Annotated in this window: 5 protein-coding genes; 1 reads left to right on the top strand and 4 read right to left on the bottom strand. The window is 69.3% G+C overall.

Features of this window, described 5'->3' with window-relative positions:
* Window positions 1-301 precede the first annotated feature (301 nt).
* The gene (locus HMPREF3121_RS00600) at window positions 302-778 is read right to left on the bottom strand and encodes a DIP1984 family protein (protein ID WP_070519085.1); all 477 of its coding nucleotides are present in this window, start codon (window positions 776-778) and stop codon (window positions 302-304) included.
* Window positions 779-929: 151 nt separating this feature from the next.
* Between HMPREF3121_RS00600 and ppk2 the strand changes: the two genes are divergently transcribed.
* Window positions 930-1,829, top strand: a complete 900-nt coding sequence (gene ppk2 / locus HMPREF3121_RS00595; RefSeq protein WP_070519083.1) for a polyphosphate kinase 2 — start codon at window positions 930-932, stop codon at window positions 1,827-1,829.
* Between the two features lie 98 nt (window positions 1,830-1,927).
* On the opposite strand, the gene HMPREF3121_RS00590 is transcribed toward ppk2, so the two are convergent.
* From HMPREF3121_RS00590 to HMPREF3121_RS00580, 3 genes are all read right to left on the bottom strand, one after another.
* Window positions 1,928-6,004, bottom strand: a complete 4,077-nt coding sequence (locus HMPREF3121_RS00590; RefSeq protein WP_371327296.1) for a Pls/PosA family non-ribosomal peptide synthetase — start codon at window positions 6,002-6,004, stop codon at window positions 1,928-1,930.
* Entirely contained in the window at window positions 5,902-6,486 is a 585-nt protein-coding gene (locus tag HMPREF3121_RS12795) for a MarR family winged helix-turn-helix transcriptional regulator (protein WP_246816019.1), read from the bottom strand. The genes HMPREF3121_RS00590 and HMPREF3121_RS12795 overlap by 103 nt, the downstream gene beginning before the upstream one ends.
* Window positions 6,487-6,629: 143 nt before the next feature.
* Window positions 6,630-6,923 carry a rhodanese-like domain-containing protein gene (locus tag HMPREF3121_RS00580; protein WP_070519079.1) on the bottom strand — a complete coding sequence of 98 codons (294 nt, stop codon included), beginning with the start codon at window positions 6,921-6,923 and terminating at the stop codon, window positions 6,630-6,632.
* Window positions 6,924-6,996: the final 73 nt, after the last annotated feature.

Raw genomic sequence — 6,996 nt, 5'->3', positions numbered from 1 at the left:
CGCCGGGGAATCGATTCCCCGGCGGCGCTTTTCGTCGTCCCGCGTGACCCGAGCCCCGCGTGGCGAAAGTTATAAGTCCCCGTACCCACCCTCGTTGCATCGGACGCCTCAGCGCACGGTGGTGAAAAATGATCGATGAACCGTGCCCGTGTAAATGGTGACGAGGACCGTCCGTGAAAAAATTTCCCTGCGGCCTCAATACAGGGCAGTGATCGTGGTGTCTCCATGGGCCGGAGACGGGCCTTCGCGCTCGCCGACGATCCGGATGCAACTACCGACTTATTCAGTTCTGCGGGCTACTTTACTCGGCCGGCTTGCCGTCGGCCTCGATGAGTTCGGTGGCCCAGTTGACCTGCTGGATGCGGGTGTCCAGGGCTCGGTGCTCCTTCGCGGCCTGGTCCGCCTTCTTGCGCAGCGACCGAATGTCCACGGTGGAGACGAAGCGGATTTCGGAGGCCGAGTACCGGTTCTGCCGACCGTAGGCTTCGTCCGCCACGGAGGTGTAGAACCGCCGCAGCTTGAGCAGGTGGTCGCGCTTGGCCAGCGCGTCGCTGAGCGTCCCGCCGTCGAAGGCGGTGGCGGAGTTGGTGGCGTTGATGGAGCGCACGAGCCATTCGAAACGCTCCATCAGGCGTTCGGCTTCGGCGATGAGGGCCTGCGGGTCTTCGTCGGGGTCGTCGCCTTCCTGGACTTGGGCGACCATCGCGACGCGTCGATTCATTTCGTTGAGACGGTCGGCGACCTCCGACCGTGCGGCGAGAGCTTCGGACAACAGCATGTCCACAATCGTACGCCCGGCGTTCGCCGACGGTCATTGTTCGCCGCGTTCCCCCGATTTCGGCGGCGGGAAACATCGGCGTCCGCGAAGTTGCAGGTAAGGGTACCCGCATGGGGGACGCGCGGTGGCGATGTTCAGTAAGATATGGGGTATGGCTGACACGAACGAAGAGGACTTCCACATCGTCGATTTGGCGGCGACCGAGGGCTATGTCGTCGACGACTCCGACGAGGACGATCCGGTGCTGATCACCCCGTCCGGCGCGCCGGTGCAGACGTGGCGCGAGAACTACCCGTACGACGAGCGCATGACGCGCAAGGAGTACGAGAAGGTCAAGCGCGCGCTCCAGATCGAGCTGCTGAAGTGGCAGAACTGGACCAAGGAGACCGGGCAGAAGCACATCATCCTCTTCGAGGGGCGCGACGCCGCCGGCAAGGGCGGCACCATCAAGCGCTTCAACGAGCACCTCAATCCCCGTGGCGCCCGCACGGTGGCGTTGGAGAAGCCGTCGCCGCGTGAGTCGACGTCGTGGTACTTCCAGCGCTACATCCAGCACTTCCCGTCCGCCGGCGAGATCGTGTTCTTCGACCGCTCCTGGTACAACCGTTCGGGCGTGGAGCGCGTGATGGGCTTCTGCACGGAGTCGCAGCACGCGGAGTTCCTGCGCGAGGTGCCGATGCTGGAGAACATGATCCTGGGGTCGGGCATTTCGCTGACGAAGCTGTGGTTCTCGGTGACCCAGAAGGAGCAGCGCACGCGTTTCGCCATCCGTCAGGTGGACCCGGTGCGTCAGTGGAAGCTGTCGCCGATGGACCTGGCGTCGCTGGATCGCTGGGATGATTACACCCGCGCGAAGGAGGAGCAGTTCCGTTACACGGACACCGACGAGTCGCCGTGGATCACCATCAAGTCCAACGACAAGAAGCGTGCCCGCATCAACGCGATGCGTTACGTGCTGTCGAAGTTCGAGTACACGAACAAGGATCATGAGCTCGTGGGCGAGCCGGATCCGAAGATCGTGCTGCGCGGTCGCGATCAGATCGGCGACTGATTTCGTTCGGGCCGTTCCGGGACTGCATGCCGCTTGACGACGAACCGGCCCCCGCACCATTCGGTGCGGGGGCCGGTTTCGCTTTGCCGTTGAAGAGGTTACTCCTTCACGGGCTCGATGGGGTTGCCCTGCCAGCGGGTGCCGGCGGGGACCACGTCGCCACGCATGACCAGCGACGCGGGCCCGATGGTGGTCGACTCGCCGAGGCGGGAGGCCGGCAGCGCGACGGAGTGGGGGCCGAGGGTGGCACCGGGGGCGAGTTCGACGGTGTCGAGGCTCATGACGCGGTCCTGGAACAGGTGCGTCTGCACCACGCAGCCGCGGCCGACGGTGGCGCCTTCGCCGATGCGGCACAGGTCGGTTTCCGGCAGCCAGTACGACTCGAGCCATGTGCCGTGGCCGATGTCGGCGCCGAGCCAGCGCATCGCGCGGTTCATGCCGCCGGTGCCGGTGACGGGCACGAGGTACCAGGGGGCCGCGACGGTTTCGACGAAGGTGTCCTGCAGTTCGTCGAGCCACACGAAGCGGCTCCACAGGGCGTGCTCGCCCTTCTTGTGCGTGCCCACGCAGATCCACTTCATGGCGACGGTGATGAGCATCGCCAGCATGCCGGCGATGAGCAGCACGGGGGAGCCGATGAACCAGGCGGCGACCAGGCCGAGCAGGACGGACGGCAGTTCCCGGCCGGAGCCGTCGCCGATGAGCGAGGCGACGCCCAGGGCGGTGCCCTGCATCGCCAGCAGGACCAGCACGGCCAGGGCCAGCGAGGTGACGGGGGCCAGCAGGCGCAGCGTCTCCACCGCACCGCGTGCGGCCTTCACCCCGAAGCCCGGGCTGTAGGTGCGGTCCTCGCCGCCGTCGACCTTGACGGTCACGCGGCGCAGGCGCTCCGGCGGGGAGCCCCACCAGTTCGACCCGGCCTTGGCCTTCTTCGGCGTCGACGACAGCACGGCGACCAGGGAGTTCTTGCCCAGCTTGCGGCCGGGCCCGGCGATGCCGGAGTTGCCCAGGAAGGAACGGCGGCCGATGCGGGTTTGCTCGAGCAGCATCCACCCGCCGCCGAGCTCGTAGCCGCCGACCATGGTGTCGTCGGCGAGGAAGGAGCCCTCGCGGATGTCGGTGAACTTCGGCAGCACCACGGCGGTGGAGATCTCGGCGTCGCGGCCGACCTTCGCGCCCAGGGCACGCAGCCACCACGGGGTCAGCTGCGAGGCGTAGAGGGGGAACAGGTCGGTGCGGGCGGCGTCCATGAGGCGCTCGGTGGCCCACGCCTGCCAACCCACCCGGGAGCGGACGGGGTGCACGCCGGGCTTGAGCCCGATGGACAGCAGCCGCACGAGGATCAGCGTCAGCAGCGCGTACACGGCGAACGCGGCGATGGCGGCGGGCGCGGTCCACGCGAAGGCCAGGCAGATCGCGCCGGGCCACGTCGTCGCCGAGGACGCGCCGAACCCGATGATCGCGGCGGCCGCAGCCAGCGCCGACACCGGCACCAGGGCCAGGATCAGCGCGGAGAGACCGTAGATCGGCAGCCAGTGGGCGCGGCGCGGGGGAACCTCGACGGGGAAGCGGCGCTTCGGGCGGCCGACCTTGCGGGCGGGCGAACCGGACCAGCGGGCGCCGGCCTTGACCTTCTTCACTCCGGTGACGCACGAACCGGCCTCCACGTGGGCGGCCTCGCCGATGACGGTGCCCGGCATGAGGGTGCAGCGCGCGCCGACGCGGGCCTCGGGCCCGATGGTGATGTGGCCGACGTGGACGACGTCGCCGTCGACCCAGTACCCGGAGATGTCCGTCTCCGGTTCGACGGAAGAGTAGTCGCCGAATTCGATGAAGCCGGTCACCGGCGGCAGGGTGTGCAGAGACACGCCCTTGCCCACCGTGGCGCCCAGCGCGCGGGCGTACCACAGCATCCACGGGGCGCCGCCGACCCCGCGCGCGCCCGAGGCGTCGGCGAGCCGTTCGGCGGCCCACAGCTTCATGTGGACCTTTCCGCCACGCGGGTGATCGCCCGGCGTCACGCCGCGCATGAGCACGCGGGTGGCCAGCGCCGTCAGCGGCAGCGTGCCCAGCGGGGTGATGAACAGCACCGCCAGCACCACCGCCAGCCACCAGGGCACGGGCAGCGCGAACTGAGACCCCAGCCCGTGGGCGATGGCGTTGAGCACCGCCAGCCACGTCATCCACTTCGCCGCGCGGATGGTCTGCAGCGGCACCATGGACAGCAACTGGGCGTGGCGGGTCGAACGCGGCACGGGCTTGACGACGCGCTTCGGCTCGGCGTCCGCCGTACCCTCCGACGAACCGTCGTCAAGCGACAACCCGCGGGACTCCAGCTCTTCGGCGAGCCGCCCCAGACGCGGATGATCGTAGAGATCGCGCACCGCAACCTGCGGGGCACGCTCGCGCATGCGGGCCACGACCGTCGCCGCGGCCAACGACGTGCCGCCGAGGGCGAAGAAATCCGCCGCCGGACCCGGCGCGGGCACGGCGAGAACCTCCGCCCAGATGCCCGACAACCACGCCTCGACCGGGTTCATGCCCGCCAACTCGGCGTCATCGGCGTCGCCGGCGCCGTCGTTGGGCAACGGCCAGGGCAGGCCCGCCTTGTCGACCTTGCCCGACGTGCGCACCGGCAACTCGTCCATGACGTGCAGACGCGGCACCATCGCCGCAGGCATCTCGGCGCGCAGACGCTCCAGCGACGCCTCGGCATCGACGTTCGCGGCATCGCCGCCGGCGCCGACGTAACCGACCAGGATGTCCTGGCCGCCCGCGGTCTGGCGCACCTGCACGCTGGTCTGGGTCACGCCCGGCAACGCCGCCAGGTGCGCCTCGACCTCGCCGAGCTCGATGCGGCGGCCGCCGATCTTCACCTGATCGTCGACGCGGCCCACGAAATGCAGGCCCTCCGGCTCCAGCCGCACGTGATCGCCGGTGCGATACGCCCGATCCCAACCGATGGACGGCATCGGCGCGTACTTTTCGGCGTCCTTCTCGGGGTCGAGGTAGCGGGCCAGCCCGACGCCGCCGATGACCAGCTCGCCGACCTCGCCGACGGCCACCGGCTTCTCGTCTCCGTCGACGACCACGAGATCCCAGCCGTCCAACGACACGCCGATGGTCACCGGCTCGCCGGGCTTGAGCTCCGCGGCGCAGGCGACGACCGTCGCCTCGGTGGGGCCGTAGGTGTTCCACACCTCGCGTTCGGGCGTGGACAGACGCTCGACCAGCTCCGCCGGGCAGGCCTCGCCGCCGACGATGAGCAGGCGCACCGAATCCAACGCCTCGGCGGGCCACAACCCGGCCAACGTCGGAACGGTCGACACCGCCGTGATGGACCGCGAAATCAGCCACGGGCCCAGGTCCATGCCGGACCGGACCAGCGACCGCGGCGCCGGAACCAGGCAGGAGCCGTGCGCCCAGGCGATCCACATTTCCTCGCACGACGCGTCGAACGCGACCGACAGGCCGGCCAGGACCCGGTCCTCCGGGCCCAGCGGACCATCGGGATGATCGGCCAGGAACAGGCGGGACTCCGCGTCGACGAACGCCGCGGCGCTGCGGTGCGTGACCGCCACGCCCTTCGGCTTGCCCGTCGACCCGGAGGTGAAGATGATCCACGCGTCGTCGTCGGGCGTCGGCTCGCGGGCCGGCTCCGCGGCCACGTGCCCCGGGGTGAGGTGCAGGCCGTCGGCGCCGAACCAGGCGGCGATGCCGGCTTCGCCGAAGACCATCTCGGCGCGTTCGTCCGGGTCGTCGGCGTCGACCGGCACATAGGCCGCGCCCGCCGCGAGAATCGACAGGATGGCGACGTAGAGCTCCCGGCTGCCCGACGGCATGCGGACGCCGACGCGGTCGCCTGCGCCGATGCCCTTCGACCCCAGCCACGCGGCGGTCTCGTCGATCTCGGCGAGGAGATCGGAGTAGGTCATCACCACGTCGCCGTCGTCGAGCGCAGCCGCTTCGGGATGCTCGGCGGCGGTGGCCCGCAGGATGTCGATGAGCGTGCGTTCGGGGGCGGCCAGGTCTCCGCGCAGGTACTGGGAGGGAATCTGATCAGCGAGGTCGGTCACCGGCGCTTGCCACCCTTCTTCTTCTTTTTCTTCCGCTTCTTCTTCTGTTTCTTCGGAGGTTCGGGGGCGGCGGCCGCGGTGTCGCGCCCATTCGGGGATTCTCCCTCATCGGAGGGCCGTGCGCTCAGCGCGGCGGTGAGGGCCTCGCGCGCTGCGGCGGGAACGTCGGCGAAGACGCGGGCCTCGGCGTCGGCGATGCCGTCGCGGATGGAATCGCGCAGCGTCGCGCCGACGGTGGTGGGGCCGATGAGCTGGCGGCGACGGTCCGCGGTGTCGCGGACGCGCTCGACCAGGTCGGCGCCTTCGAGGACGTCGACCAGTCGGACCATGTCGGACCGGTCGATGCCCAGCAGGTCGCACAATTCGCTCTGGGAGTGGGCGGGGGCGGGGCCGATGGCCTCCAGCAGCCAGTACCCGCGCACGGTCAGCGCGAGGTCGGTGGCGCGGTCGGCGAGGACGCCGTCGATCGCGGTCCGCAGCCGGGCGTCCAGGCACTGAACCGCCCACGCCGCAGTTGAGGTCACCGCCCCGGGCATGATCGGGCCCGAGCGGACATCTCGGGAATCTTTTTTCGTTGGCATGCACCCATTATAGGCACATGAGTGATCGGGCCAATAATGGGGAGGCCCCCACCGAAACGATGTCGTCGGGGGCAAACCTGCAGGGTGGGCCGCTTTACGACGGTCCGTCGTGACGCAACAAGTGCCCGAAACCGGGCGGCCGGTCAGCCCTTTTCGATCGGGCGACCGGCATGTTCCCAGTCGATCATGCCGCCCGAAATGTTGATCGCGTCGATGCCGTTCATCTCCAGCCATCGGCACACCTGCGCCGACCGGCCGCCTGACTTGCAGATCAGGTAAATGTCGCGATCGAAATCGAACTCGCCGTAGCGCGAGGGGATCTCCTCCATCGGGATGTGCACCGCCCCCACGGGGTGGCCCTCGTCCCACTCCATCTTCGAGCGGACGTCGATGATCTGCGCGTCGTCGGGAACTTCTTTGACGGGGATGAATTCCATGGCGCCGATTGTAGGGGGAAGGGCGGAGGAGGGGAGGGGCGGGGAGGCGCGGGGCGCCGCGATGGGCGGTCGT

Origin of the sequence: Corynebacterium sp. HMSC11E11 (genome assembly GCF_001807025.1) — a bacterium.
Lineage (GTDB): Bacteria > Actinomycetota > Actinomycetes > Mycobacteriales > Mycobacteriaceae > Corynebacterium > Corynebacterium freneyi.
This window is presented reverse-complemented; position numbering and strand designations above follow the sequence as displayed.

What these genes read in the sequence shown, in the direction of transcription:
- ppk2 (WP_070519083.1), top strand. Translation starts at nt 930, where the DNA reads ATGGCTGACACGAACGAAGAGGACTTCCACATCGTCGATTTGGCGGCG.
- HMPREF3121_RS00600 (WP_070519085.1), bottom strand. Translation starts at nt 778, where the DNA reads ATGCTGTTGTCCGAAGCTCTCGCCGCACGGTCGGAGGTCGCCGACCGT.
- HMPREF3121_RS12795 (WP_246816019.1), bottom strand. Translation starts at nt 6,486, where the DNA reads ATGCCAACGAAAAAAGATTCCCGAGATGTCCGCTCGGGCCCGATCATG.
- HMPREF3121_RS00580 (WP_070519079.1), bottom strand. Translation starts at nt 6,923, where the DNA reads ATGGAATTCATCCCCGTCAAAGAAGTTCCCGACGACGCGCAGATCATC.